Source organism: Streptomyces sp. NPDC025833 (genome assembly GCF_055558055.1).
On sequence record NZ_JBVHNF010000011.1, the window covers coordinates 325,125 to 352,031 of the forward strand.

At 69.9% G+C, this 26,907-nt stretch carries 23 protein-coding genes and 2 pseudogenes; 15 read left to right on the plus strand and 10 right to left on the minus strand.

The features are described from left to right. Window positions 1-137: 137 nt before the first annotated feature. Window positions 138-626 carry an MFS transporter gene (locus tag ACZ4K2_RS21765; RefSeq protein ID WP_467475604.1) on the minus strand — a complete coding sequence of 163 codons (489 nt, stop codon included), beginning with the start codon at window positions 624-626 and terminating at the stop codon, window positions 138-140. Window positions 627-1,079: 453 nt separating this feature from the next. On the opposite strand from ACZ4K2_RS21765, the pseudogene ACZ4K2_RS21770 reads away from it, so the two are divergent. Next, window positions 1,080-1,205 (plus strand): annotated as a pseudogene (locus ACZ4K2_RS21770) (IS630 family transposase); the annotation flags it as partial. Between the two features lie 544 nt (window positions 1,206-1,749). Here ACZ4K2_RS21770 and ACZ4K2_RS21775 read toward each other — a convergent pair. Then, window positions 1,750-3,168, minus strand: a complete 1,419-nt coding sequence (locus ACZ4K2_RS21775) for an MFS transporter (RefSeq protein ID WP_467475605.1) — start codon at window positions 3,166-3,168, stop codon at window positions 1,750-1,752. A gap of 802 nt (window positions 3,169-3,970) precedes the next feature. On the opposite strand from ACZ4K2_RS21775, the gene ACZ4K2_RS21780 reads away from it, so the two are divergent. From ACZ4K2_RS21780 to ACZ4K2_RS21815, 8 genes are all read left to right on the plus strand, one after another. Continuing rightward, window positions 3,971-4,717: a tRNA-dependent cyclodipeptide synthase gene (locus ACZ4K2_RS21780; RefSeq protein WP_467769962.1), complete on the plus strand. Its 747-nt coding sequence runs from the start codon at window positions 3,971-3,973 to the stop codon at window positions 4,715-4,717. A gap of 137 nt (window positions 4,718-4,854) precedes the next feature. After that, window positions 4,855-5,760, plus strand: a complete 906-nt coding sequence (locus tag ACZ4K2_RS21785) for a 2OG-Fe(II) oxygenase family protein (protein ID WP_467769963.1) — start codon at window positions 4,855-4,857, stop codon at window positions 5,758-5,760. Continuing rightward, the gene (locus tag ACZ4K2_RS21790) at window positions 5,757-6,665 is read left to right on the plus strand and encodes a 2OG-Fe(II) oxygenase family protein (protein WP_467475608.1); all 909 of its coding nucleotides are present in this window, start codon (window positions 5,757-5,759) and stop codon (window positions 6,663-6,665) included. The genes ACZ4K2_RS21785 and ACZ4K2_RS21790 overlap by 4 nt, the downstream gene beginning before the upstream one ends. Then, a complete protein-coding gene (locus ACZ4K2_RS21795; RefSeq protein ID WP_467475609.1) occupies window positions 6,662-8,254 on the plus strand; it encodes a cytochrome P450 in 1,593 nt (530 codons plus the stop codon). Before ACZ4K2_RS21790 ends, ACZ4K2_RS21795 begins: the two co-directional genes overlap by 4 nt. Next, a complete protein-coding gene (locus ACZ4K2_RS21800; protein ID WP_467475610.1) occupies window positions 8,251-9,219 on the plus strand; it encodes a 2OG-Fe(II) oxygenase family protein in 969 nt (322 codons plus the stop codon). The genes ACZ4K2_RS21795 and ACZ4K2_RS21800 overlap by 4 nt, the downstream gene beginning before the upstream one ends. A gap of 51 nt (window positions 9,220-9,270) precedes the next feature. After that, window positions 9,271-10,191 carry a 2OG-Fe(II) oxygenase family protein gene (locus ACZ4K2_RS21805; RefSeq protein WP_467475611.1) on the plus strand — a complete coding sequence of 307 codons (921 nt, stop codon included), beginning with the start codon at window positions 9,271-9,273 and terminating at the stop codon, window positions 10,189-10,191. Continuing rightward, complete coding sequence (locus tag ACZ4K2_RS21810) at window positions 10,188-11,129, plus strand: 2OG-Fe(II) oxygenase family protein (RefSeq protein WP_467475612.1); 942 nt, start codon at window positions 10,188-10,190, stop codon at window positions 11,127-11,129. The genes ACZ4K2_RS21805 and ACZ4K2_RS21810 overlap by 4 nt, the downstream gene beginning before the upstream one ends. 338 nt (window positions 11,130-11,467) lie before the next feature. After that, window positions 11,468-12,151 (plus strand): GNAT family N-acetyltransferase, encoded by a 684-nt coding sequence (locus tag ACZ4K2_RS21815; RefSeq protein WP_467475613.1) that lies wholly within the window; start codon window positions 11,468-11,470, stop codon window positions 12,149-12,151. 1,060 nt (window positions 12,152-13,211) lie between these two features. Here the strand turns inward: ACZ4K2_RS21815 and ACZ4K2_RS21820 are convergent. The 3 genes and pseudogenes from ACZ4K2_RS21820 to ACZ4K2_RS21830 form a co-directional block, all read right to left on the minus strand. Next, the gene (locus ACZ4K2_RS21820) at window positions 13,212-13,589 is read right to left on the minus strand and encodes a nuclear transport factor 2 family protein (protein WP_274911083.1); all 378 of its coding nucleotides are present in this window, start codon (window positions 13,587-13,589) and stop codon (window positions 13,212-13,214) included. 252 nt (window positions 13,590-13,841) lie between these two features. Next, window positions 13,842-14,006 (minus strand): annotated as a pseudogene (locus ACZ4K2_RS21825) (transposase); the annotation flags it as partial. Window positions 14,007-14,226: 220 nt separating this feature from the next. Then, window positions 14,227-14,601, minus strand: coding sequence for a nuclear transport factor 2 family protein (locus ACZ4K2_RS21830; protein WP_467475614.1), 375 nt, complete (start codon window positions 14,599-14,601; stop codon window positions 14,227-14,229). A gap of 198 nt (window positions 14,602-14,799) precedes the next feature. Here ACZ4K2_RS21830 and ACZ4K2_RS21835 point away from each other — a divergent pair, with 198 nt between their 5' ends. Genes ACZ4K2_RS21835 through ACZ4K2_RS21855 form a run of 5 tightly spaced genes read left to right on the plus strand, consistent with a single transcriptional unit; the run spans window position 14,800 to window position 20,644 of the window. Continuing rightward, window positions 14,800-16,167 carry a TrpB-like pyridoxal phosphate-dependent enzyme gene (locus ACZ4K2_RS21835; RefSeq protein ID WP_467475615.1) on the plus strand — a complete coding sequence of 456 codons (1,368 nt, stop codon included), beginning with the start codon at window positions 14,800-14,802 and terminating at the stop codon, window positions 16,165-16,167. Between the two features lie 9 nt (window positions 16,168-16,176). After that, window positions 16,177-17,979 carry a gamma-glutamyltransferase family protein gene (locus tag ACZ4K2_RS21840; RefSeq protein ID WP_467475616.1) on the plus strand — a complete coding sequence of 601 codons (1,803 nt, stop codon included), beginning with the start codon at window positions 16,177-16,179 and terminating at the stop codon, window positions 17,977-17,979. Window positions 17,980-18,004: 25 nt separating this feature from the next. After that, window positions 18,005-18,505: a VOC family protein gene (locus tag ACZ4K2_RS21845; RefSeq protein WP_467475617.1), complete on the plus strand. Its 501-nt coding sequence runs from the start codon at window positions 18,005-18,007 to the stop codon at window positions 18,503-18,505. Then, the gene (locus ACZ4K2_RS21850; RefSeq protein WP_467475618.1) at window positions 18,502-19,473 is read left to right on the plus strand and encodes an L-tyrosine 3-hydroxylase; all 972 of its coding nucleotides are present in this window, start codon (window positions 18,502-18,504) and stop codon (window positions 19,471-19,473) included. Before ACZ4K2_RS21845 ends, ACZ4K2_RS21850 begins: the two co-directional genes overlap by 4 nt. Further along, entirely contained in the window at window positions 19,463-20,644 is a 1,182-nt protein-coding gene (locus tag ACZ4K2_RS21855) for an NAD(P)/FAD-dependent oxidoreductase (RefSeq protein ID WP_467475619.1), read from the plus strand. The genes ACZ4K2_RS21850 and ACZ4K2_RS21855 overlap by 11 nt, the downstream gene beginning before the upstream one ends. Window positions 20,645-20,701: 57 nt before the next feature. On the opposite strand, the gene ACZ4K2_RS21860 is transcribed toward ACZ4K2_RS21855, so the two are convergent. From ACZ4K2_RS21860 to ACZ4K2_RS21875, 4 genes are read right to left on the minus strand one after another with little or no spacing between them, the layout of a single operon-like run. Beyond that, the gene (locus ACZ4K2_RS21860) at window positions 20,702-21,187 is read right to left on the minus strand and encodes an aminoacyl-tRNA deacylase (RefSeq protein WP_467475620.1); all 486 of its coding nucleotides are present in this window, start codon (window positions 21,185-21,187) and stop codon (window positions 20,702-20,704) included. A gap of 1 nt (window position 21,188) precedes the next feature. After that, window positions 21,189-21,770 (minus strand): flavin reductase family protein, encoded by a 582-nt coding sequence (locus ACZ4K2_RS21865; protein WP_467475621.1) that lies wholly within the window; start codon window positions 21,768-21,770, stop codon window positions 21,189-21,191. Further along, a complete protein-coding gene (locus tag ACZ4K2_RS21870; protein ID WP_467475622.1) occupies window positions 21,757-23,031 on the minus strand; it encodes a cation:proton antiporter in 1,275 nt (424 codons plus the stop codon). The genes ACZ4K2_RS21865 and ACZ4K2_RS21870 overlap by 14 nt, the downstream gene beginning before the upstream one ends. Next, window positions 23,028-24,578 carry a tryptophan halogenase family protein gene (locus ACZ4K2_RS21875; protein ID WP_467475623.1) on the minus strand — a complete coding sequence of 517 codons (1,551 nt, stop codon included), beginning with the start codon at window positions 24,576-24,578 and terminating at the stop codon, window positions 23,028-23,030. The genes ACZ4K2_RS21870 and ACZ4K2_RS21875 overlap by 4 nt, the downstream gene beginning before the upstream one ends. 266 nt (window positions 24,579-24,844) lie before the next feature. Here ACZ4K2_RS21875 and ACZ4K2_RS21880 point away from each other — a divergent pair, with 266 nt between their 5' ends. Beyond that, window positions 24,845-25,525 (plus strand): LuxR C-terminal-related transcriptional regulator, encoded by a 681-nt coding sequence (locus tag ACZ4K2_RS21880; RefSeq protein ID WP_467475624.1) that lies wholly within the window; start codon window positions 24,845-24,847, stop codon window positions 25,523-25,525. A gap of 505 nt (window positions 25,526-26,030) precedes the next feature. Here ACZ4K2_RS21880 and ACZ4K2_RS21885 read toward each other — a convergent pair. Further along, window positions 26,031-26,633, minus strand: coding sequence for a LysE family translocator (locus tag ACZ4K2_RS21885; protein WP_467475644.1), 603 nt, complete (start codon window positions 26,631-26,633; stop codon window positions 26,031-26,033). Window positions 26,634-26,907 lie beyond the last annotated feature (274 nt).

Below are 26,907 nucleotides of genomic sequence, written 5' to 3' on the forward strand. Positions count from 1 at the left end.
CGACGGATGACGGCGTGCGCCGCTTCAGCCGCACCGAGGCCGAGCGCGATGAAGACGGCACCGACAACGCCTAGCCAGTGGGCGCCGAACCGCGCCATCCCAGCTTGCCCGACCAGGGGCGCGACCGAGACACCGATTTAGACCGTGGCTGAGGCAAGGCCGGTGAGCAGAGGTGCCGCTGCCGGCAGGGTGGTGATCAGGCGGTGGGTCTGCGGTGCGAGGAGTCCCCATCCGCACACGCCCCAGACCAGGAGTGTCGCGATGGTGGAGGTCAGGTGTGCGCTCATCCACGGCAGCAGTGCGAAGTCGATTGCGGCGACGGTGATCGCGGCATTGATGATGCGGCGGCTGCCGAAGCGGTCGATCAGGCCGCCCGAGCCAAGGGTTCCCGCGGTGGCAGCCAGGCCCCACACGCACAGCAGCGCGGCGAGGGTAATGCCGCTGCCGCCGGTGGCGCGATCGAGGCTCTCGCCGATGAAGGAGTAGACGGTGTACAGGCCGGTGTAGACGAGGAGGGTGGTCAACAGGGTCAACCCGATGCGGCCGTCGGTAAGCGGGGCGACGCGGGTGCGCAGCGGGACTGCCGGGGGCATGGCGATCGGGGGCAGGAGCAGGGCCTCTGACATCAAGGCGACAGACCCTTGAGTTCCCACCGAGAACCCCTCAGTTTGCGTGAACTCGAGGGACTCACGGGGGTTGATACTGGTGGGCTCGCCTATTCGACTGTCGCCAGTTCCTCGTGGGACCCGCCCTGCCGGTGACTGTGTGTGGTTACCAGGGGCACATCGGCTCCAGCCTCCTCCAGCCTCGGACGCGAGACGGGCTGTGGTGACCTGGAGCGGGTCACCAACGCTGGCGGCCGAAACCCTCGCTCGCGAATACGGAGAACCGGGGTCCCGACCACCTGACGGCAGGACCCGCTTTCAGGACTACGCATCCGGTGGACAATCCCGCGTGTGGACCAGGGACTTGCGGCGTTACTCGGTGCAAGGGTAGGCGTTCTCGGCACGGTTACGGCGTCGGCGATCTCCAGTGGGTCGACTCGGCGGCAGCTGGAGGGGCAAGCCAAGTTCGAGCGCAAGCGCAGCCTGGCCAACCTCGCCGTCGTCGCCCTGGACCGACTCGAAGCACTTGTACGCAACAGACTCAAGCGCCTGCAGTACCGGCCAGACACCCTCGACGGCTTCATAGCCGGAACCGGCCTGGCCTGGCCCTCGACGAACCGGCCTCACCCTGACAAGCCGAAGTCAGTATGGGTGGGGACCTTGCTGATGTCGGGTTGTGGGCGGATCTCCCCGGCCCAGTTCGCGTGGACGCGCCGGTAGATGTCCGGGCCGACGGGGAGACCCGTCGGCGCCGGGGGCGCGTCAGCGGCGTACGCGCCGTACGACCGGACCAGTCCGCGCACACACCGCGCCGTCCGCGGCGGCCGATGACGCGAGCAGTGCGCGCCACGGCATCCCGCCGCCCTGCACCGAAGAATCGCCTGCCATCCCTGGTACTCACCGTGTCCGCCGGACTCCGTCCGCTGAGCCGGTCGAGGGCCGACGCTACCCGGCAACGGCGCCCGGTGTCCGGTGTCCGTTCACCGATACGGGACCACCGCCGCCGCACCGGTGTGCTGGGCTGCGGTCCGGGCCCCGGCGACCGCTGGAGGGCCGTCGCTTCGCGGGCGGGCAGGCCTGAGGCCGGCGCCACGGATTCCCCAGGCCGGTGACGACCGCGCGAGGGACCGTCCACGGCACCGGGTCAGCCCTCCGACTTCCCCGACCCGGCCCGCACCACGCCCTCCCGTAGGCTGCTCCACACCGTGAGGACCAGGCACGCCGCCAGACAACCCGCCGCGGTGATCAGAAGCGCCGTGTCGGCGGCCGCTTCCGAACCCACCCCGTGGTCCTGGTCGGTGACGGCCCCGGCCAGTCCGACACCGAGGCCGGCGGCCACGGTGATGACGGTTTTGGTGACCCCGGACGCCTCTCCGGCCCGCTCCGGGCGGATCACCGCCTGGGTGGCGATGAGCGTCAGCGAGTTGGCCACTCCGAGAACCGCACCGCCCACGGTGGCCACGGCCACGTACAAGGAGAGGGAAGAGGCCCGGGCGAGACACGCCAGAACCAGCGCCCCCCCGCACAGACAGCCCGCCATCAGCCGTACCGCGGCTCGCGGCGGCACCCGCCCGGCGATCGGCCCGGCGAGGGCCATGGTCAACGCGGGGGCGAGGAACGCGGTGCCCGCGAGGACGACCGACAGCTCCCACTGGCCCTGGAGCGTCAGGGGAACGACGAACAGGAACATCACGGTCGTGGTGTTGACCGCGGCACCGGCCAGGGTCAGCGCCATGTACGGGCCATTGCGGAACAGGGACAGCTCCACCAGAGGGTGGGAGGCGGCCCGCTCACGCCGTACGAACAGCATCAGCAGGACCGCCGTGATGGCCGCACCCGCCAGCAGGGCGGGCCACGGCCAGCGCGGTCCGCGGTCGATGACGACGCAGAGCGCGGCGAGCGCGGCCGTGGCGGCGGCCAGGCCCCTCCAGTCGACGCTGCGGGGCGCGCTGGTGTCGTAGCTCTCTGCCGTACGCGAGGCGCAGACCGCGCCGAGTACGGCGAGCGGGACGTTGAGCCAGAACACGGCACGCCAGGAGACGGACTCGGTCAGGACGCCGCCGATGAACGGACCGCAGGCGGTGGCGATCCCGCCGATGCCGAGGGCCCAACCCGTGGCACGACCCCGCAGCTCAGCCGGGTAGACGTTGGTCAGCAGGGACAGCCCCACCGGCATGATCATCGCGGCCCCCGCGCCCTGGGCCACCCGGGCGCCCACGAGGACGGCCAGGGTCGGGGCGAGCGCACAGGCCAGCGAGGACACGCCGAACATGACGAGTCCCGCAACCAGGAGCCGCCGCCGGCCGAACAGGTCACCGAGCCGTCCCGCTCCGAGCATCAGCGTGCCGGTGGACAGCAGGTACGCGCTGATCACCCACTGCAGGCCGTCTCCGCCCGCGTGCAAGTCACGGCCGATCTGCGGCAGGGCGAGATTCAGGCCGAACGAGTCGAGCTGGATGCAGAACACACCCACGGACATGGCGACGAGCGCCCAGCGCCGGGTGGTGTGGAACGGCGCTGCTACGCCGCCGACGCCGTCCCCCAAGGTCGTGCTCTTGCTCACGATCGTCCTCTTCTCCTCATGGTCGGCCCTCTTCGGGGCGGTCCTTACCGCCGCCGCACGGACGTGCGGCGGCACGAGACGCCGGTGGTCAGGGGGGAGGAGTCGCGGCAGAGGAGCGTTCCGGACGCGGAGCGCCGCCACGGGAGAGGAAGAAGTGGGGCCGACGGCAAACGGCTCCCCACGGGAAGTCCGATCCGCTACGTCTTCGGGGCCGCCGCATGGCTGACGCACATGGGCCCTCGCCTCGACGAGCGGTGGAACAGCTTCACCGTAACCGACCTCCTGGCACTTGCCAACCCGCCCCCGCTCGAACCGGAGTAAGGGGCAAGTCAGCGTATGTGAGGAATACAGGTCGAAGAACGAGTACGTGGGCCTTTGCGCGCAGTGCGAGAAGCATTCGGCCATCACGAGCGCGACTGCGAACGGTCATGCCGCGGTCGCGCCGGGTACGTGCCGCTCCCGTCGGCGTGGCGTCCCGCTCCCGGCACCCGCCACGGTGAACTCCCAGTTGAGCGGCGCGCGTCCGGCGCCCCGCGGACGGACGGGCACCACCGCGCGGCTCGCCGAATGTGGCCGGCGTGCCTGAAAGGGCGTCCTCCGTGGGGCCGGTCCGGGTTCGTGTCAGCTACATCGAACAAGTGCCTGGTCAGTTGCCGTGAAACGCCCGGGGAAAGCGGCCGTGCGACACAGAGGCCTGATCCCCACCCGGGGCCTTGGCTACCCGTTGAACCTGCTGCTAGTAATTTTCAGGCGGCAGACGAACGTGATTCCCGCACCCCCCCCCACGGATCAGGCGGATGTTATGTCGTTAAACGCGCAGGTGACCGCTACTGCGGAAAACCGGGCAGCACCCACCCGCAGAACGCGCTACAAGGCGGAGATCGCCTCGGTTTCTCCGGAGTCGAGCAGAAGCACCTTCGAGCAGCACGACACCTGTTTTCTCGGTGTAAGCCTGGAGAACAGCAACTTCACTCCCCCTAAACTCGCGAGCATGGTCAAGTGGATCTCCCGGAGGTTCGGGCGATGCACCGTGCTCATCGGTGACAGTATTCATCGGCTCACCCTGGAGTCGACCCAGGGATTGGCTGCCGACCGCGCCGCGGAACGGGCGCTGGAGCTCGGCCGAAGCTTCGTTCAGGCCTCTGCGGAGGTGTTCGACGAGTACCGCGCGAGCACCGACTTCACGGTCCTGACCTGTGACGAAGTGCAGGCCGGTGAGAGATATGTCGAGTTCCACGACAACTTGCGGGCGTTCTTCAAGGAGAACGAAGCGTTCCGGTCCTCGGTCGAATCATTCGGTCACGCCTACCATCGGAAGCGAGCCGATGGAATCAGCGAGGGTGATTGGGAAAAACGCGTCCGGATGTCCAGCGACTACTTCCTGGAAGAGTTCGCCATATTCGCCTGCCTCAAGGAACAGGGGCTGCCGGTCATGGTGTACCCCGGATCGTTCAGCACCCTGTCCGAAATATCCAAGGGCGAACACCCGGGGGCCCCGAGAGAGCTGCGTGAACTTGCCGTGGTGTCCCTCCACCTGAAAGGCCGGTGAACATGACAGCAGAGACGCGTGACCTGGTACCCGAGATACGGCGGGGAAAGATATACCAGGACGTCTACGAGAAGCGTTCACCCGACCGTCCCGTACGCGGTGAGGCACGTCTCGAAAAGGCTCGCACGGTCGGCGGGATGCTGGAATTCAGCTCTTCCGAGGCGCGCGAGAGGGCGTTCCAGGACGGCGTTTTCCTCCTGGAGATCCCGGACGGGCTCGACGTGGCGGCGGGCGACGCGTTCGCACGTCAGTTCCACGAGGGGCCGGCTGTCGGGCCGTACGGCCGGTTCCGCGACATCGGCAGCGACCGCTTCGGTGATCCGCTGCTCGGTTTCCACCAGCGGATCAATCAGATCGAGCAGTTCCTGCTCGAACGCCGGTTCTGGGACGCCGTGTATCCGCCGGAGATTGCGGCCCTGGGCGAGTCGCTCACCCGGCTTTCGCGCCAGGCCCTGTGTTCCGTCCTCTCCGCGGTGGGCATACCGGAGCGGGAGTGGCGGCGGGCGACCGGCGGTTGCACGCATGCCGCCGGCTCGTACCATCTGACGTTCAATCACTACCGTCCCGCCCATCCGGACATCGGGCTGAGTTCCCACAAAGACGACGGGTTCCTCACCCTGCTGCGGACGACCGCCCCCGGCCTCGAGGTCAGCCGCGAGGACCACTGGGAGACGGTCGCACCCGACCCCGGCTGTTTTGTCGTCAACTTCGGCCTGTCCATGGAGATCCTGACCGCGGGCAGCCGCATGCCGGTGGCCGCCATCATGCACAGGGTCGCCCGCCAGCAGGACGACCGGTCCAGCTTCGGGCACTTCAGCTCCAGCGGCTGCCTGCCCGGCGAGGACGAGGGCATCTACCGCTACCTGCACGGCAGCGGCCTCGAACGTGTCTGCGGCTCGCGCCAACTCATCGACGAGAACGACCACGAGATCTACGCCGGTACGGACGTGCCGCACACGCCGGACGCATCGCACACACCGACCGACGCCATGGCGCCGGAACGGCCCGATGACCGCTCCACCGCGAAGGGCGTGCGCCGATGACCGTCGACACCATGACCCTCCAGCGGGCCGCCGTGACAAGCACCGGTCTGCGCTTCGACGCCCCCGACGGCCTGTCCCGGGCGCTGCGGGACGGCTGCTTCGTCCTCGCCGTGCCCGCCGGTTTCGACCCGGGCCCGGGCATCACCCTGTGCCGCGAGTTCCACCGGACGCCGGACGAGGGACCGGCAGCCACCCGGGCGTACCGCGGTTTCAAGGACGTGCCGGGTGTCTACTTCGACCGGGAGCACTTCCAGACCGAGCACGTGCTCATCGACGGCCCCGGGCGCGCCCGGCACTTTCCACGTGAACTGCTCGCCATGGCCGAGGACATGAGCGCGCTGACGCTCCTGGTGCTGCGCGAGGCGATGACCGAACTGGGCATCGTACCGTCGCTGTGGAGCGAGATCACCGGTGGCGCGGTCGACGGCCTCGGCACCCACTGGTTCGCGGCGAACCACTACCGGCCGGAGCGCGCCCAGCCGGGCTGCGCCCCGCACAAGGACACCGGATTCGTCACCGTGCTCTACAACGAGGAGCCCGGCCTGGAAGCCTCCGTCGACGGCGCCTGGGTGCCCGTAGACCCCGTGCCCGGCCACTTCGTGGTGAACTTCGGCGGCGCCTTCGAATTGCTCACCGCGGCCCTCGACCGCCCGGTGCGAGCCATCCTGCACCAGGTGCGGCGGTGCGCCCCGGCCCCCGGCGAAGCGGACCGCTTCTCCTTCGCGGCCTTCGCCAACCCGCCCGCCACGGGCGACCTCTACCAGGTGCGCCGGGACGGCTCGGCCGCGCCGGTGCGCAGCTCCGAGGAGTTCCTGCGCGAGTTCAACGAGCGGACCTGGTCCGACCGGCACACCGACTTCGGCATCACCAAGGCCGCCGGCCCGGGCGGAGGCGGTACGGCATGAGCGTTCCGGCGGACCGCCTCGCCGCCCCGCGCCCGGGCAGGACCGTCGCCCTGCCGCAGGCCCCGGGCGCGCCCTTCCCGGGCGTCATCGCCCACCACGACGGACCGAGCCGGCTGCACGGCCATGCTCCGGCGTTCCACGAGGCGACCGTGGTGCGCGGGGAGCCCGCCTCGCACTACTTCCGTGCCTCCGGTGTCAGCGCCCGTGCCGAGGAGAGCGGGGGACTGTGCACGTTCTGGATGGGCCGGAGGCTCGCCGTCTACCAGATCACCAACGAGCCGCTCGTCGCCGACGGCGTCCTCGCGCCCTCCACCGACGCGAACAGCCGGCTGTTCGGCGACTTCATGGGCTCCCTGCCCCATGACCACCCGGGCCGCCCCGGCAAGCGGGCCGCGATCGAGCGCTCCCTCGGCAACGACACGTTCGTGCGGGGCCTGGAACCCGCCGTCCGGCGGTACACCGCGGACCACCTGGGCCGCGCGGCCGGCCGGCCCGTCCCGCTCGACGACTTCACGCTGTCCCTGACGGCGTACGTGGACAGCATGATCCCCGGCGTCCTCGACCTCAGGCAGCGGCCCCTGCCCGAGTATCTGGACTCCGCCGACTACGGCCGCGTGGTGCGCGGCTTCTTCGACCTCGCCTCCGACGTCATCAGCAACGACAACCCGGCGGCGATGCGCGAGGCCGACGTCATCGTGCCGTTCGTGTCCGACCTCCTCAACGACAATTTCGACGCCTTGGCCGACGCACCCGAGCACAACGTGATCCGGCGCCACTTCGCCCTGTGGGAACTGCCCTTCACCCGGCGGTCGGTGGCTGCGCTCGACGCCGCGCGGATCAAGGAACTGGGCACGGTCATCGTCGCCACGTACGACACGACAGCACTCAGCCTGATGTGGGCGATCGGCTACGTGGAGGCCACCCCCCGGGTCAAGGACGCGGTGGTGGCGGAGGCCAGCCAGGGCACGGGGCCGGGCACCGGAGCCCGGTGCCCGGCCGGGCACCGGCCGGCAGACACCTCCGCACGCACGGACAAGGCCCTGTCCGTCATCGACCTCGCCGTCCTGGAGGCCATACGCCTCGGCGGCAGCAACCCCAGTGCGCTGTGGCGCCGTACGACCGTGCCGACCACCCTGCGCCACCGGGGCGTCGAGGTGACCCTCCCGCCGGACACCATGATGTGGCTGGACCGGCGGCAGGCCAACCGCGACCCCGCCGTCTTCCCCGAGCCGCACCGCTTCGCCCCGGCCAACATCAAGGCCATCGTCCGCTCCGACCGCGAGACACTGCCCTCGCTGCTCTCCCGCAGCCGGTACGAGATCAACTCGTTCAGCATGATCAACGCTGACCGCAACCCCCGCAAGTGCCCCGGCCGGCTGTTCTCGGTACGGATGCAGTCCGTCGTCCTGGCCGAGCTGTACGGCCGTTACACGGTCGCCACGCAAGGCACCGACCTGCGGCTGAAGCACCATGCGTCCATGCCGCGCCCGGCCGCCCCGGGAACCGTCACGATCCGGCCAGACCTCGGCGCGCCGCCCGACCCGGGCACTCCGAGCGACCCCGCATCCCCGAGGGAGCCGACCCCATGACCACCGCCAACTCCCGTGCCGAGCGGGCCCCCTTCCACCCCACCACCGCCCGGACCCCGGTCACCCTGCCGCCCATGCCCGGCGAGCGGCAGGCCCGGGCCGCCTACCCGCCGGTGGACCTCGAGCGCTCCTGGGTCGACGGGGACGAACTGCGCTTCGAGTCCGAAGGCGGCTTCGACCGCGCCCTGGCCATGGGCTTCTTCCTGCTGCGGATACCCGAGGGCCTCGACACCGGCCCCGGGGACCGGTTCTCCGCGCACTTCTACGAGGACCCGGCCGGCGACGGACTGGACGCCTACCGGGGCTACCGCCACGTCGACGTCCCCGGCACCTACCAGGGCTACTTCGACCGCGAGCACGACCAGTGGGAGAACTTCTACATCGAGCGAGCGAACTGGTCACTGCTGCCGCCGGAGGTCACCGGACTCGGCCACCGGATGACCGGCCTCGGCGTCACCGTCCTGCGCGCGGTGCTGCGGTACCTGGACGTGCCGCAGCACCTCTGGAACAAGGTGTCCGGCGGCCTCGCCGGCAACGGCGGTCACCAGATGCTCGCCTTCAACCACTTCCGGTCGCAGAAGGAGACCCGCGGCTGCAAGTTCCACCGCGACTCCGGGTGGATCACCCTGCTCCGCTCCTTCGAACCGGGCCTCCTCGCGCTCATCGACGGAGAGCTGGGCGCCGTCGACCCGGAACCGGGCCACTTCATCGTGAACTTCGGCAGCACCCTGGAGGTCCTCACCTCCGCCCTGCCGCGACCGGTGCGCGCGAACGTGCACGGCGTGGTCTCCACCGAACGCCCGGCGGGCCGGGCCGACCGCCTCTCGTACGTGGTGTTCCTCGACTCGGCCCTCGACGACACCGTCTACCGGCTCGACGACGGCACGGCACACCCCGTGCAGTCGGTCGCGGACTTCGCCGCCCAGGAGGTGAGCCGGACGTATGACAACGACGGCTCGCTGTGACCGGGACACCAGCACGGCACCGGTCGTAACCGACCAGACAGGAGTCACACTATGACGGACACGACACAGACACGGCAGGCACAGCGGACGAAGCGGCAGGACGAAGCGCATCTCGTCCTCCCGATCGCCGAGGTGACCGCGGGCACCCTGCGGTTCGCCTCCGCGGACGACACCGAACGGGCTCTCAACCTCGGCGCTTTCCACGTCGCCGTCCCCGCGGACCTCGACGTCCGCGCCGGCCTCGACTTCTGCCGCACCTTCTACCAGCCGACGACCGGTGACCCGGCCGACCGCCACCGGGGCCACCGCGAGCACGGCCACCCCGCCTCCAAACTGGGCTACGAGGACCGGCCCGACCAGGTCGAGCAGCTCCAGGTGGAGAGTTCCCTGTGGCAGGAGTACCTGCCGGACGAGGTCACCGCGGTGCTGCGGCGCATGCGGCGGCTGACCCTGGATGTCCTCTGCGGCGCGTTCGACGCGGCGGGGGTGCCCGAGGCCGACCGCGACCTCATCACCGGCGGCGCCGCGCGGGGCACCGGCCTGTGCTACACGACGGTCAACCACTACCGTGCGGACCTGAGCGACCGCGCCGGGATCGTCGAGCACTCCGACAGCGGTTTCATCACCACCATCTGCACCGACCAGCCCGGCTACGAGATCCTCCACGAGGGCCGCTGGCTGCCGGTGCGCGAACGCCCCGGCCACTTCACCGTCAACCTCGGCGACGCCTTCCGCATCCTCACCAGGAAGCTCCCCAGGCCGGTGACGGCCGTCTACCACCGGGTGCCGGAACTGCGCCCGGACGCGGGCGCGGCACACCGCTCCTCGTTCACGGTCTACATGGGGCCCCGCTACGACATGCCTCTCTACCAGTACGACACCGAGGGCAGGCTGCGCGAGTACCAGAGCTTCCGCGCCTTCTCGGTGGAGAAGGCGGGCAGGCTTGGCTACGACTTCCACTCCCGGGTATGAACATGGCCGCAGAACAACCGCACAGCCTCCCGCTGCACGGCTGGCAGCTGGCCGAACTGCGTGACGGCGAGCTGTGCTTCACCGCAGAGGACGGTTTCCGGCGCGCCCTGCGGGACGGCTTCTTCTACGTGCGCCGGCCCGCCGGCCTGGACCTGTCGGCCGGGGACCGCTTCGCCCGCTCCTTCTACTTGCCCGCCCGCGACCCGGCCGACCCCGCCGGAGAGCGCCCGGACCCCTACCGGGGCTTTCGCCTCTGGACGGCCGAGCGACTCGGCCGCCACCAGGGCTACTTCTGCCGCGACGCCGACCAGACCGAACAGTTCTTCCTCGAGAGTGCCTGGTGGGACCAGGTCTATCCGGCCGAACTCGCGCGGCAGGCCCAGCACATGCGCGACTTCGCGGTCGGCGTCCAGCGCGCGGTGCTCGCCCGCCTCGACCTGCCGCGCGCCCTCTGGGACGAGGCCACCGGACACAGCCTGACCCCCCGGGGCACGCACACCCTGACGTTCAACCACTTCCGCCCGGAAGTGGCCGCGCGGGGCCTGAACATCCACAAGGACTCGGGCTGGGTGACAGTGCTGCGCTCCACCGAGGGCGGACTCGAAGTGGACCGGGACGGTGCCTGGCACCCCATCGACCCGCTTCCCGGCACCTTCATCGTGAACTTCGGCTGCGCGATGGAGATCCTGACCCGGCGCACCGCCACACCCGTGGCCGCGGTGGCTCACCGCGTGGTGCGCCAGCCACCGAGCGGCGGGGCCAAGCCCGACCGCTTCTCGTACGCCCTCTTCGTGGACAGCAGCCTCGACGAGGGCGTCTGTCCCGGCCTGTTCGCCTATGAGCCGGGGAAGGGCCTGAGTCTCCGGTCGGGGTTCGGATCGTTCCTCGACGACATCCTTGACAATACCTACCGGGAGAACACGAGCGGCCTGTACTGACGAGCCGAGCCGGTACCGGACCCCGGGCCGACCGCCGACGACACCGGCGAGGCGCAGCCGCGCGACCGGTGACCGGCCGCGCGATCCGCGGCCCGGCGGTCGGGAGACAGCCATCGGCAGTCGTGAAGGAGGCGCTTGCCGACCAAGCCCTTCACGGAAGGTAATCGACAGGTCAGGTAACGTGCGGTCCGTCCCTGTCCTCTGAAAGACATCTCACGGCCCTAGGCTATTGCCGGTTTCCGACCGACCGACAAATGGAGGACGGCGTCACCGGGCGGCGGCCGACGGGGGATGGTTATGCGCCCGTCCACCGATTGAGGTCATGCTCTAATCGCCGGATGACGAAGATCGAACCAGAACTGATACGACGCTGGCTGAAAGGCTGGACCGTGGCTCGCTCCCTGCCCGAGGCCATGCCGGTCGAGCCCGTCGGGGACGGACTGCGGTCCAAGTGCGACCAACCCGGCCGCGAGGTCGAGGTGTTCGCGCTGCGAGCGGACGAGGAGCCCGAGTCCTTGGCACGGCTGGCGGCAACTGTCGCCGCCGCGAGGCAGACCACCTGGCTCACGGTACCCACACTGCACCCAGTCACTGTCGAAGCCGTCGTCAGTGCGGCCGGACTGGAGTTGCTCCACCGGTCAGAGTGGCTCATGACGACCGATCTGACCAGGCACCCGCAGCACGCGCCCACCGCGGAGTACGAGCGCGAGGTCCACACGGAGGGACCAGTCACGGTTGCCTCCCTCCATGATTCCTCCGGAGAGGTGGCGGCGCGCGGCACCATCGCCGTGGTCGGCGCCGATGCGATCGCCGATCGCATCGAGACGGACCCGGCGCACCGGCGACGCGGCCTGGGCCGCGCCTTGATGAGCGCCCTGACTGAGACCGCTGTGGCCCAGGGCGCCCGTACCGGTCTTCTCATCGCCAGCCGGGAAGGCCAGCGCCTCTACTCCTCCCTCGGCTGGCGCCGCGAAGCCGACGTCCTGATCGCCCGGGGGCCGGTGGTTCCCTCCAGCCGGTAGGACTGGCTCAGGCCAGCCGATCCGCCCTTACGCACGCGCACTTCTGCGGTCCCGTCGAGCGAAGATGCCTGCGATTGCCTGTTCCGGCTGCATTTCGATCGGCCGCCAGTCCCCGGCTGTCCCCGCCTGTCAGACACCGCCCGCAGGAAGGTGAAGCGCGCTGTCGTACGGGCCGGGCGGGATGTGAAGGGTGGCGGTGTCGCAGTCGCCGAAGCACCTGCGCCAGCAGGCACACGGTCATCGCGGTGCGGCGGGGCCCGGCGATGTTTTTCATCTCGCCCACCGACAGCGCCCTTGCCAGCTCTACCAGCGCGGCCACCTTCGCCGACGGTGTCCTCCCCACCCAGAAGACGGCAATCCCCAGCCCGTCCACCCTCTCCATCCGCTCCGCATGAGCCTGAAACCGCGATCAGGTCGCCCACCGGGCGGGCTGCCCACCACGACATCGGTCTCGGGGAACGCCCGGCGGGACAGCTCCCGCATCACAACGGTCTGCCACTCCATCGCCTCCGCGATATGCGGGCCCACCCGCGGCACCGGGGCCACCTCCTGGTGCGCGGCGAGCGCGCGGCGATAGCCGTCCGAGGCGCTCTCCCGACTACGCGCGCCCCTGCGGGCGCGGACAACCGTACGGCCCGCCGGCTCGTTGGTGTCCGCGATGATCCTACGCGGGCAAGCAGGTCACCATCGCCCTCGCGAGACGGTGGCGTGCGCGTGCGGGGACAGCTCGCGGGCCCGCTCGACGTGTCGTCGGAGTCGTTGCGGCCGGGCACCCGTTGGCGAGTGCACGCGGACGACTGCGCCGTCCCCCTGGCCAACTCACACTACCGCGGCCACCCTGCCCAAACCCAGTCCCTGCACTGCTACTTGCGCTGGCACGACACCAACGCCCGCCACCCCGACGTGCTCGTCGCCCAACGCAAGGAGCGCGCCCGCATCCGCAGCGATAAGAGCATTCGCTGTGGCGGACGCCCCTCAACACCGCCGCCTGACCAACTGCGAACCACAGCTCCCGAGCGCCGAAGGGGGCAAGTCTGGGAGAAGGGCAGCGACAGACGACTCAGGAGGCGGACGGCTCGATCTCCCCCGCGAAGACGATGACCTGGTCGATGAGGCTCCGTCGCAGATGGACGACGTCCGTTCCCGCCAGGCGGGGGCCTCCATCAGGCGTGGTGAAGACCCACCGGTACCGGGCCCATTCGTCAGGCATGTCCACCGCTGAGCAGCGCACCATCGTGCCGGTCCCCGCCGGGTGGCGCCGGATGTCCAGCACGAACCGCTCAACCGCCGCGATTCCTTCGCTGCGACCCAACGGTCCCCAGAAGACCACGTCTGAAGTCAGGGCTTGGGAGAGCAGGGCAGTCACATAGCTGTCGTCCGAGGCGTTGAACGCGGAGATGAACGTGTCGATCGCGGAGCGTGCGGTCTCTTCCTGCATGCCCCAGTAATACCAGCCGTTTCGCGTGCGCGCGTCCCACAAGCCGCCTTCCGATCACGGTGAACCATCCCGCCTGTGTGATGTCGTGGTCATCTTGCGATCCGGGTCCCCCCGGGAAGGGCGATCCGGTACGAAGGCGATCACGACACGCAGGTAACTCACCGACAGTCAGGCGAAGTTGATCGATCCGTTCATGCCGATAGGCGAGTATGGGCCGTATCCCGAGCGGCTGCGGGATCAGTTTGAGGGGGTGATCGACAAGTCCGTCCGTCCCTGGCAAGCGGCCTCGGCGATCAGGCCTTCGAACAACGCGGTGAAGACCCCGACGTCCCTCCACACCCGGAAGCGGCCATAGACCGTCGGCCACGGGCCGAACTCGCCGGGCATCTCCCGCCACTGGGTGCTGGTGCGGAACCGCCGTACCGCCGCGACACCGCGACTCGGCCCGTGTCAACGGGTTCGGTGACCATGCCCACCACCGGGTGGGACGCAGCGGCCGCTTTGGCCGCCGGCCGTCAAGTGGCGGGCGGATCGTCCTGGCCGCCGTGGTCCGCGACGGGGCTCCTGGCCCCTGGCGCGGCAGCACTTTCGAACGCGGCGTCGTACTCCGCCCGCCGCCTCCCGTACCGCCTCGCCCCTACCGCTTCGCCGTGGCCTGATGGGCCAGAACCTTCCACTCCCCCTCGACCCGGACCCACACCCCCAGCGAACGGTTGGCTAATTCCCTCCGCACCCCGCCTGCCGTCATGTCCACGCGCATATCGCCCATCACCACGGCGGTGTCACCGACCACGGTCAGTCTGTCCGTGACGTGATGGATGCAGTGGTAGACGAAATACGCACTTTCACATTTCTCCAGGAAAGAATCGAGCGTGTCCAGGGTTCCGCTCGAATGCGTGTAGGAGAGATCGGGATGAGCAAGGTCTCGGAAATCGTCGAGGTCACCTTCCACGATGGCACGGAAACGGCGTTCCTCCAGTTCCCGTACGGCCTGCTCGTCAGCAACGGCCATGCCTTCCCTCCATCTCACGCCTGGCAGCCTTCCCCCGTGAGTCTGCATGTCCGCCCGGCGAGTGTCGTGCTTCTTTCGGCCTAGTCCGATCTGCGGAGCGCGTTTCCGTCGAACAAGCAGAAAAGGCGAGGCTGGTCGACTTTCCCTGCTCTTAAGATCCCGTAGCAGGAATGGCCCGGCTCTCGAAGGGAACCACCGGTGTTGAAGCGAGTCCTGCTTTCCGAGACCGATCTGCCCGACCGCTGGTACAACATCCTCCCCGATCTGCCCGCACCTCTCCCTGGTCCGCTCAACCCGGTGACGATGGCCCCGCTGCAACGCGGTGATCTGGTCGACCTGCTCCCGCACAAGGTCATCGAGCACGAGTTCACCCAGGACCGCTGGGTGGAGATCCCGGAGCGGGTGCGCGACGTCTACAAGATCTGGCGGCCTTCCCCACTGGTCCGTGCGGAACGGCTGGAGCGCGTGCTCGACACCCCGGCGCACATCTACTTCAAGTTCGAGGGCGTGTCCCCCTCGGGCTCTCACAAGCCGAACACCGCCGTCGTCCAGGCGTACTACGCCGCCGAGGAGGGCGTGCGGAGGCTGACGACGGAGACCGGGGCGGGACAGTGGGGATCGGCGCTGTCGTTCGCCGGCGCACTGTTCGGGCTTGAGGTCAACGTCTACATGGTCCGGGCATCGTTCGAGCAGAAGCCTTACCGCAAGTCGCTGATGCAGAGCTGGGGCGCCCAGGTCTTCGCTTCGCCGACGCAGCGCACAGAGGCGGGGCGCCGGATCCTGGCCGAGAACCCGGACTCGCCCGGCAGCATCGGCATCGCCATCAGCGAGGCCGTGGCGGACGCGCTGAGCCGGGACGACACCAAGTTCGCGCTGGGCTCCATCATGAACAACGTGCTGCTGCACCAGACCGTGATCGGTCTGGAGGCCAAGAAGCAGATGGAGATCATGGGAGAGTATCCCGACGTCGTGATCGGCTGTGTCGGCGGCGGCTCCAACTACGCCGGTCTCGCCTACCCGTTCCTCCAGGACCGGCTCAGCGGCGACCGCCCCCGGACCCGGTTCGTGGCCGCCGAACCCGAGGCATGCCCCACTCTCACCCGGGGCAAGCTGGCCTACGACTACCCGGACACCGCCGGTCTGACACCGCCGCTGTACATGCACACCCTCGGCCACGAGTTCATTCCTGGCTCGATCCACGCCGGCGGCCTGCGCTACCACGGCGACGCGCCCAGTCTGTGCCTGCTGAAGGAGCACGGTCTGGTGGAGGCGCGGGCCTTCGCACAGACAGACGTCTTCGACGCGGCGGTCCGCTTCGCGCGCAGCGAGGGCTTCGTCATCGCCCCCGAGTCGTCGCACGGCCTGAAGGCGGCGCTCGTCGAGGCGCTGGCCGCGCGGGAGGCCGGGGAGGAGCGGGTCGTGCTGTTCAACATATCCGGGCACGGCAACTTCGACCTGGCCGCCTTCGACTCCTTCCTCGCGGGGACGCTGGAGAACCCGGTGGTCACGGACGAGCAGATCGCGGGGAGCCTGAGCGACCTGCCGACGCCCGCTGTCTCGGCCTGAGGCGCGGTCGTGACGACGCGTCCCGAGTTGCGGGGCACCTTCGGCGCGGTCTCCTCGACGCACTGGCTGGCCTCGGCGGCAGGTATGGCGACCCTGGAGGCGGGCGGGAACGCCTTCGACGCCGCCGCCGCGACGGGCTTCGTCCTCCAGGTGGTCGAACCCCATCTGAACGGGCCCGCCGGTGACGTCCCGATACTCTTCTTCGACGCGGCCTCGGGACGCGTCCAGGTGATCTGCGGGCAGGGCCCGATGCCCCAGGCGGCGACGCCGGAGGCGTTCCGGGCCCTGGGCCTGCCCCGGATTCCCGGTTCCGGACTGCTCCCGGCCACCGTCCCAGGCGCGTTCGGGGCCTGGCTGAAACTGTTGGAGCAACACGGCACCCTGCATCTCGCGCAGGTCCTCCGGTACGCCGTCGGCTACGCGGCGGACGGCTACCCGGTCCTGCCGAAGGCCGCCGAGGCCATCGGCGTCCTGGCCGAGCTGTTCCGCGACCAGTGGCCGGAGTCCGGCCGCACCTACCTGGTCGACGGCGCTCCACCACGGCCCGGCTCCCGGCTGCGCAACCCGGCGCTGGCCGAGACCTACCGGCGCATCCTCAAGGAGGCCGAAGCCGCGGGACCCTGCCGCGAAGCGCAGATACGTGCCGCCCACCATGCGTTCTACGGCGGTTTCGTCGCGGAGGCCGTCGACACCCACATGCGCAGCGACGTCCTGGACGCCACCGGCCGCCGTCACCGGGGCTTCCTCACCGGCGACGACCTCGCCCGCTGGGAGCCGCGCGCGGAGGACACCGTCAGCCGTGCCTACCGGGGCCTGGAGGTACACAAGCCGGGCCCCTGGTCGCAAGGCCCGGTCTTCCTGCAGCAACTCGTTCTGCTGGAGGGCTTCGACCTCTCGGCCATGGGCCTGGACAGTGCTGACCACCTGCACACCGTCATAGAGTGCGCCAAGCTCGCCTACGCGGACCGCGAAGCCTGGTACGGCGACCCGGACTTCACCGACGTACCCCTGTCCACGCTGCTGTCGGCTGCCTACGCCGACGACCGCCGGCGCCTGGTCGGCGACCACGCCTCCGATCGTCTGCGGCCCGGTGCACCGGACGGCAGGCCGCCTCGAATCCCGCCCCTGGACCGGGAGGAGCCACCGGAAGGACCGTACTGGCAGGCGCAGTTGTACGACGGGCTGCCCACCGTCGTTCCCCCCGTCGTGGCGGCGACCGAGGCTCGCGGCGACACCTGCTGTCTGACGGTCACCGACCGGGACGGCAACATGGTGGCCGCGACGCCCAGCGGCGGCTGGCTGAAGAGTTCCCCGGTGGTCCCGGGGCTCGGCTTCCCGTTGGGCACGCGGGGCCAGATGGCCTGGCTGGAGGAGGGGCACCCCAACTCCCTGGCACCGGGCAAACGGCCCCGTACGACGCTGAGCCCCACCCTCGTCGTAGGCGAGGGGCGGGCCCGGCTGGCGTTCGGCACGCCGGGCGGGGACCAGCAGGATCAGTGGACGCTGGGCTTCTTCCTGGCCCACGTCGACTTCGGTCTCGACCTCCAACAGGCCGTCGAGACCCTCGCCTTCCACTCCGAGCACGTCCCGTCCTCGTTCATGCCCCGAACCCACCGGCCGCTCACCGTTCGAATCGAGAGCCGCCGCGCCGACGAGGCCGCAGCGGACCTCACCCGCCGCGGGCATGCCCTGGTGTCCGTCCCGGACTGGTCGCTGGGCAAGGTGTGCGCCGTGGGTGTCGAACCGGGCGACGGGCTGCTGCGCGCAGCAGCGTCGCCGCGCGGCGGGCAGGCGTACGCGATCGCCCGATGAACCACCGGAAAGGATCTCCGAACCCGTGTCCCTCTCTGTGGACGAAACCCCACTGCCCGGCACCACCCTGCGGGCCGGACTGCATCACCTGGCGGTCGAGACGGCCGACCTCGACAACTGTGTCGCGTGGTACACAGCGTTCTTCGGCGGCATCGTCGCCTGGTCCCTCGACACCTTCTCCGACCTGACCCGCGACCGGCTGCCCGGCATCACCCGGCTGACCGAGGTGGTCGCCGCCGGCATCCGTTTCCATGTGTTCACCCGCTCCGCCGCCTACACCCGCCCGCATCCGGACACGCTCCAGTTCCAGCACGTGTGCATGACCGCCGCGACGGCGGAGGAACTGCGGCAATGGCGAGAACGCTGGCAACGGCTGTACGCCTCCGGACGCTATGTGTTCGCCCGCCCGGAGCCCCCCACCGAGATCGTCGTGGACTCCGACGGGGTGAGCAGTTTCTATGTCTACGACGTCAACGGGCTGGAGTACGAGTTCACCCATATACCGGCGGAGGCCGAGGGACGGTGAGCGCGCTGGACAGCACCTCGACCACCGGCCTGCTGGAGGCCGGCGTCACCGAGTTCGGCGGCCGCGCCTACGGACTCGAACCCCTGGTACTGCCGACCGACCCGGTACACAGCAGCGGTGACGGTCAACTGACCCGGCGGTACGCGGAGCTGCTCGGCCCGGATCCGTCCCCGGGGCTGGGGCCCTCGACCGGCCCGGGGGCGGCAGACTCCGCCGAGCAGTTGTTCTGGTTCCGGTGGATCACCGGCCACCAGCTCACCTTCATGCTGTGGCAGGAACTGGGACGGCGGGCCGCGGGGGCCGCCGCCCCGGCGCCGTCGAACGAGGTGGCCTCGGCGGCCCGTCTGGTCCGCGGCTACTCGGCGATGCTGTTGTACACGGCGTCGTGCACCCGGGACGTCTACCACCGGGTCATCCGCCCGAGCATGGCTCTGCACCACCCCGCGTTCACCGGCGCGTGGGCCCGCGACTACGGCCCCGTACGGGCCTTGTTGCGGGGCCGGCTACCCGCCGCCTGGGAGGGCCTGGCCGACGGCCTGCTGGAGGAATGTGCGCTCAACGAGGCCGTGCACGAGGGCACTGCCCTCAAGCTGGTGCCCAACGCGCCCTCGCTGCTCCAGTCGGCCGCGGGCCAGGGCCGTCCCTTGCCGCGCGACGTCCGGGCGATCCTGTTCGACACCTACTTCCTCACCCTCCGTGCGCCCTGTTCGCCCGCCGAGGTCGCCGCCCAACTCCTACGCCGGATACGGGCGGTGTGCGACGACCTGGTGGCCAACTGCCTGTACCCGGCGTACGCCTCCAGCCGGACCGAGAAGCCGGACGCGCTGTGCGCGGAGCGGGTCGAGGAGATCGAGCACACCGTCCCAGGGCTCCTGTCCAGCATCGCCCGCGACTCCGTACAGCGCTCCACCTCCGACTCCCCCACCTCCATCCACGCGTTGGAAGAAAGCGGTTCCCATGGCTCATGACGTGATCGTGGTCGGCGGTGGCATCGCGGGCTGTGCCGTCGCCGAACGGCTGGCCGGGGAGGGGCTGAGCGTGCTGCTGCTGGAGCGCGGCGCCCTGGCCAGCGGTGCGACCGGCCGCAACCAGGGCGGCCTGCTGCCGAGCCCGATGCCGGCCTGCGGCGGCCTGTTCGCCGAGGCCATCGCCTTCTACGAGGAGGCCGCGCGGGACAGCGAGGTGTCCTTCCGGTTCCGTCCACACGGCTATCTGCTGGTCGCGAGCGACGAGGACGGCTTGGTCCGGGCCCGCGGCCACGGCCGGGCTCTGTCCGACGCGGGCTTCCCGACACAAGAGATCGGCCCCGGTGAACTGCGGGACTTGGAGCCCGGCCTCGCGCCCGACCTCGCGGGCGCAGTGGCGGTCGAGGGGGCACACGCCCTGCACCCGGTGCTGGCCGCCTTGGTCCTCGCCGGGCGGGCCGTCCACGCAGGCGCCGAGATCCGCACGCATACCCCGGTCCGGGGTCTGATGACGGACGGCGACCAGGTCACGGGTGTGGTCACGGACGCCGGGCCGCTGGCGGCGGGGGCGGTGGTTCTCGCAGCGGGGCCATGGACGCGGAGCTTGGCCCAGCAGGCCGGGAGCGACGTACCGGTCTTCGGCGCGCGCGGCTGGCTGGTGCGCACTGCGCCGGTCACGGACACCGTGTTCCGTCACACGCTCATGCAGTCCACCTGGCACGGTCCGGTCGGCTTGAAGCGGAGCGGCCCGCCGCTGCTGACCGACGTTGCCGCCCCCGCCACCACGGCCACCCAGGTCGTCTTCTCCCTCCAGCCGCTGCCCGGCGGCGAGGTGGTGCTCGGCTCCAGCAGCGGGCCGGCGCTCCAGCCCGACGACGTACGGGATGGCGAGGAGGCGGTGGCGCTGATCGCGGCGGCAGCCGCCCGGCACGCCCCGGTGCTGGCCAAGACGCCGGTGCGGGCTGCGTGGTCGGGAGTGCGTCCGATGTCCCCTGACGGCCTGCCCGTCGTCGGCCCGGCGCCCGGCGCACCGGGGCTGTGGCTGCTCACCGGCTTCGGTATCGACGGAATGCCCCTGGCGCCCGGCACGGCCCGGCTGCTGACAGAGCATCTGATGTCGGGGCGCTGTCCGGCGGGAGCGGAGCCGTTCGCGCCGGGGCGGCTGGACGGCTGAGGCGGATGTACGGAAGGCGGTGCGGGCCGGAAGCCGGTCTGCACCGCCTTCGACGGTTCACGCGGACAGTTGCTCGATCTTCGGCTTCACCAACTCGATCAGCTGTGCCGCCTCGATCCGCACCGTGCGATCCGCGCGTCCGCTGCCGCAGTAGACGGTGCCCATGCGGGTCACCGACTCGTCGAAGACGGTTACGACGTCGGGCCGGGCGCATACGGGGCTCGCGCCGCCTGCTTCCATGCCTAGGAGGCTCAACTCGTCGGGTTCGGCCTGGCGGAGCTTCGAGCGGGAGATGCCCGCCGCGCGGGCCAGGCGGCCGTAGTGGACGCGGCCGGTGACGGGCAGGGCGGCAAGGACGAAGCCGCCGTCGGCCGTCCTGAAGACCATGGTCTTCAGTAACTGTTCGGTGGCGAGGCCGAGTTTGGTCTCGGCGTCCGTCTGTCCCACGATCGGGACGTGGTCAAGGACCGTGAACGGTACGCCCGAGGTGCGGAGCACCTCCTCGGGCGACTGGACATCGGTGGACTCCTTGGGCTGCGCCATGTCACTCCTCGTCGAGTGGCCCCCGCCGGAACCGGCCGGGGTCCGCCACGCTACCGCCCGACGGCCATGCCGCGTACCGGCGCAAACCGTACAGCAGCGGAGCGCGTTGAGGATCGGCGTCGACGCTGACTCGGTCCACCCGGCCGAAGACGACAGTGTGGTCGCCGACTTGCCGCACACCGTCGACCCGGCAGTCGCCCACGGCGTGCGCGGCGTCGCGCAGGTGAGGGCCGCCGGCCGCAGTGTCGGGCAGATGCCAGGAGGTCCGGTGGAAACGGTCCGGGTCACCGGAGGCGAAGAGCTCCGCGACATCCCGGGCAGAGTGGTGCAGCAGGTTGACGCTGAACGTCCCGGTGCGTCGCAGTGCGTCCAGGGTGGGGCTACCGCTGCGCACGCACACCAGGAGCGTGGGCGGGTCGAGGGAGACGCTGCACAGGGACGAGCAGGTCATCCCCCAGGGGCGGCCGGCGCCGTCCAGGGCACTGATCACCGCGACGCCGGTGGGAAACAGGGACATCAGCGCCCTGAAGTCGCCTCCACCCGCGGTCGTTCCCCGCGGGGCGGCCGTGTCAGGTGTTGTCATGGGACAGCTCCTCCGACGCGAGGCGGGGCGGGATGCCAGTGTCGGGGTGGCGGTGGTCCGCGTACGACAGCAGCGGGCCGGTGGCGGTCGTGGTCACCAGCGCCATCAGTACCAGTGAGAGGAAGAGCCCGGAGGAGAGGATTCCGGCTGACAGGCCGGCTTGGAGGACGGCGATCTCCGTCAGGCCCCGGGTGTTCATCAGCACCCCGAAGCGGAGCGCCGTCCCGGCCGGTAACCGTGCGGCACGCGCACCCGCGTAACCGCCGCCCAGTTTGGCCGCCGTGGCGAACAGCAGGACCAGGGCGAGGGTCAGCCAGGAGAAGCCGTCCGGCCCGTCGGTGGACATCTGGAGGCCGGTTGACACGAAGAACACCGGGACGAGCAGCAGCCCGTACCGTTCCACGGTCCCAACGGCCTCGGTGCGCGGCCCATGCTCGCCGTCCCGGGGGACGGCGAGCCCGACCATGACCGCGCCGAAGATCGCGGTGAGCCCCGCCCGCTCGGTGGCCAGGGCGGCGCCGACCGCGAGCGCGCCCAGCAGGATCGCGGCGCCGATCGGCCGGCGCGTGCACAACCTGCCCACGACCGCCTGGCCGAGCAGGCATCGCAGCAGCACAGCCGTCACCGCCCCGCCCGCGATCACCACGACCGCCCGGACGAGTTGTCCCCCGCCGCCCGCGGCGGTCGCCAGCGCGGCGGTCAGGATCAGCCAGGTCAGGGCGTCGATGCCGACGGCGACGAGGAGGGAGAGCCGGCCCGGGGCCGAGTCGACGAGCCCTCGGTCGGTGAGGATCCGGGCCAGCACCGGTACGGCGGTGACGGCGAATGCGGCGGCAAGCAGCAGGAACAGCGCCGCGGTGGGCGCCGTGCCGCGCTCCCCGGGCACGCCGCGCACGTCCACCCAGACCGCCAGCAGTGCCCCAGCCAGCAACCCCGGCAACAGGGAACCGCCCAGCAGCCAGCCGTACGAGCGGAGGGACACCTCGTCGCGGCGCGGCCGTGCGCTGTGCCCGACGCCCGTGAGGTACAGCGCGAGACCGGCCAGGCCGATTGTGTGCAGATGGTCGGTGACGTCGGTCGGCAGCAGGGTGTCGACGACGTCGGATCCGGCCGCCGTGGTCAGCAGGGGAACGACGACCAGTCCGAGGGCGATCTCTCCGATGACTGGCGGCTGGCCTACCAGAATCGCCGCGCGGCGGGCCGGCCGGGCCACCGCCAATACCACGGCCAGCGCCGCCAGGGTGTGGAGGGCGAGCGTCATCGGCGCAGCCTCGCGAGGTACTCCACCTGGCTGGGCAGGGTGTCGACCAGCTTCCGCGCCTGTTCCCTGACCCGGGTCAGCTCGGCCCGCGCGGTGCGGGTGTCGAGCAGGTCGAGCGCGGGCGGGTGGCGCAGCGGGATGCCGCCGAGGCCGAGGGCCATGCAGACGTAGCTGTAGGGCTCGAAGGCGTGGTAGTAGGGGTAGGTGGTGTCGTTGTCGGGGAGTTTGCTCTGCCACTGTTCGAGGCGTACGGCCATGTCGTCGGGGACCGCGCGCTTCTTCGCGTCGCGCCAGTAGTCGTTGTCGGCGCGGGCGGCGCCTCGGTAGTGCAGGATCAAGAACTCGCGGACGCCCTCGATGGCGCGGGCTGTGCTGAGGTTGTAGGTGTCGCGCAGCACCGGGTCGCGGTTCGTGCCAGGGAAGTACCTGACGAGTTGTTCGATGGCGTGCTGGATGAGGAAGATCCCGGTCGACTGCAAGGGTTCGACGAACCCTGCGGCGAGTCCGATGCCCACACAGTTGTTGACCCAGGACCGCCGTGAGCGGCCGATCCGCATCCGGATGTGGTTGGCTTCCAGATCGGCCGCGGCGGGCCCGACGAAGTCGCGCAGGACGCGCTCGGCCTCCTCGGGTTCGCAGTAGTCGCCCGCGTAGACGTATCCGGTGCCGACCCGGTCGTACAGCGGGATCGTCCATATCCATCCGGCGTCCTGGGCGGTGGCCGTGGTGCATGGCCGGATGCCCTGGACCGCGGTGTCGACGGGGACTCGAAGGGCGACCGCGCGGTCGTTGGGGAGGGCGTCCTGGAAGGACACGAACGGCTCGGCGAGGGCGTCGCCGAGGAGCCGGCTGCGGAAGCCGGAGCAGTCGACGTAGAGGTCGGCGGTCAGCTCGCCGTGCTCGCGGGTGAGGAGGCCCTCGATCCAGCCCTGCTCGTCGAGGCGTACGTCGACGACGTCGTCGATGATCCGGTGGACGCCGCGCCGAACGGCGTAGCGGCTGAGGAAGTCGGCGAGGAGGGAGGCGTCGAAGTGGTAGGCGTAGGGGAACTGCGTGTTCTGCTCGGCGAGCGTGGTCCGGTAGAGCGGACGGTCGGGTGCTTCGTCGAAGTCCTGTTCGAACAGCCGGTGGTCGAGGTATCGGGGGGACGCCTTGGCGTCGCAGAGCCACGGGATGAGGAAGCAGTCGCGGTCGAAGTGGCCCGCCTCACCGACCTTCTGCCACCAGTCGGTGAGCGGCACCCCGTCGACGACCCGCATTCGTTCGAACGGGTGGTAGAAGTACGTGCCGGGTGCCCGCCAGTTCTCCAGGCGCACCGCCAGTTTGTAGGTGCCGTTGCACTCGGGCATCCACTCGGCCTCGCTGAGGCCCAGATAGTCGAAGAAATGGCGGACCGTGCTGAAGGTGGCCTCCCCCACCCCGATGGTGCCGATCCGCTGGGACTCCACCACGGTGACGTCGACGCTGTCCGCGAATGCCGCCCGCAGGTAGGAGGCCGTCATCCACCCGGCTGTGCCGCCACCCAGGATCACCACGCTTTGTGTCATAGCGTGACCCTAGGCGGGGTCGGCAGGCGAATTCTTCGGCAGTTCGGCCGGACCGCAGCGGGCCCGTGCGCCGAATAGGCTAGGCCGAAAGGACCAGCTCCTGCCTTATGCACTTGGCAAGTAAATATGGCGAAAAATCGAGCGCTCCGGACTCGGGGCCGTGGGAGAGGATGAGGAGCTGTTCGATTCCTTGCATTTGCCGCGCACGCGACGCAGGGGGACTCGTGTCAGAGCCTCGATCCGACCAGAATCCAACGTCGGGCGACGTGACCGGCGGCGGGACGCCGGAACCGACTCGCGTCTTCCTCATCGACGACTCCAGCCTGGTGCACGCCGGGCTGGCACAAGTACTGCGCGGCTACCCCGATCTCGTCCTCGTCGGCAGCGCCCGGGACAACCCGTCGGCGCTCGAAGCCACGCTCGACGCGTCCCTGGACGTGCTCGTCATCAACACCGCCTGCCGATCCATCGATGTCGTGCAGCTGATGCATCGGGCCGTCCACTACTCCGGTGCGGGTGTTTCACGCATGTTGCTGCTGACCAACGACGCCAACAACCCCCTCCACCCGGAAGCGGACAAACTGGGGGCCGGGGGTGTGGTACTCGCCTGGGAGGAGCCGGAGTTCCTGGTGTCCGCCATCAGACTCGTCTCCGGCGGCTACCGGATCGGGGTACCCGACCAAGGAGAGCCCGGCCGGACGGTACCGCGCAGGCCGTCTGTCCGCCATACCGCGCTCGACCTGCTCACGCTCCGCGAACGTCAAGTCCTCACGCTCCTGGCCCGTGGCATGAAGAACGCCGAGATCGCCGGTGAACTGGTGGTCAGCGAGAGTACGGTCAAGACACACGTACAGAACCTGCTTGTCAAGCTCGGCCTGCGCAACCGGGCCAGCGCGGTCGCGGTCGCGTACGAGCTGGGGATCACCCGGGCCCAGTGGTCGGGTTGACAACGCCGCCCGCGCCTTGCCAACGCCTGCGCCCGCCAGCAGAGTTCGGCAGGCGCCCGAGGGGACGCGTGCGCATTCTGATCCTGCCCCTGGAGAATGTCCAGCAGCACCCAGAGCGTCATCCCGGCCAGGTTGCCAAGTGTTGGTGACGGAGCCCCTGGAGAACTTCCACATCACCCTCGACCTGCTCCGCCTCACACAGCACCGCGAACTCCTGGACTTTTTCCGGCGGACGTCACTCGACGGCGTAGCCATGCCTCAACCGCTGAGAGGAGTACGGCGGTTGCCGGGCCATCTGCTGGTCACCCCGGGTACGTTGGGCGAGCGGCTCGAGCAAGGCGATGTGTACGGCTTCACGGTCTCCGGCTCGTCCCCGCCGACGCCCACCTCGCGGGCGCGGACGGAACCGCGCTCGCCCGGACCCGGCGGTTGGATCACCGACCGCAACGCCATCGACTGTCTGGCCGGCGGAATCCTGGGCGCCTCACACTCCGATCGTCATCGCTCAGTCACGCCCGCTGAATGCCAGCCGGATCCCCAATCCGACCATCACGACGCCCGATGCCCCGCCGATCCAGGACAGCCGACGAGGGGATCGGGCAAGCCAGTTGCGAGCGGTGCCGGCGAGGATGCCCCAGGTAGCGTCGGAAATCAGCGCGATCAGCACGCAGATCAGCCCCAGCAGCAACAACTGCACGCGCGTGTTCCCCGTCGAGGTGTCGACGAACTGCGGTAGTACCGCACCGAAGATCAGCAGCCCCTTGGGATTGCTCACCCCGACGATGAACCCCTCCCGGAACACCCGCCCCGGCCGCCCCGCGTCCGCCCCGCCCTGGTCCTGCGCCACGATCAACAGCTTGCGGTGCCGCCATGCCTGGACTCCGAGATAGACGAGATAGAGAGCGCCGGCGAACTTGAGGACCGAGAACACCAGATAGGAGCGGGCAAGCACCTCCCCTAGCCCGAACGCCACCAGCACCACCTGGACAAGTAGCCCCGCCTCGTTCCCCACCGCCGTCGACACAGCGGCCCGCCGCCCCAGCGACACCCCTCGGCTCACCACGAAGAGAACACTCGGCCCTGGCACAGCGATCAGCACGGTCACCACGGTCAGGAAGACAGTCAGACGCTCAAATCCAATCACCACCGCAGAATACGCGCCGCAAATCCAGCCTCCCAGCGTTTCGCCGAACCCCGTGAACCGGACCACACCCACTCAGTTCTCCCGGTCCCGGCGGAAGGAAGTGGGCGTGGATCGGTTTATGGGACCGTGATCACGCCGCGAGTTCTAGAGGTTGTCCCGTAACTGCCGGTCAGAGGTGAGATGATCTTGCCGTGGCTGGTGTGATCACGGCGTTGGAGCCCTCCTGGATAGGCCCGTT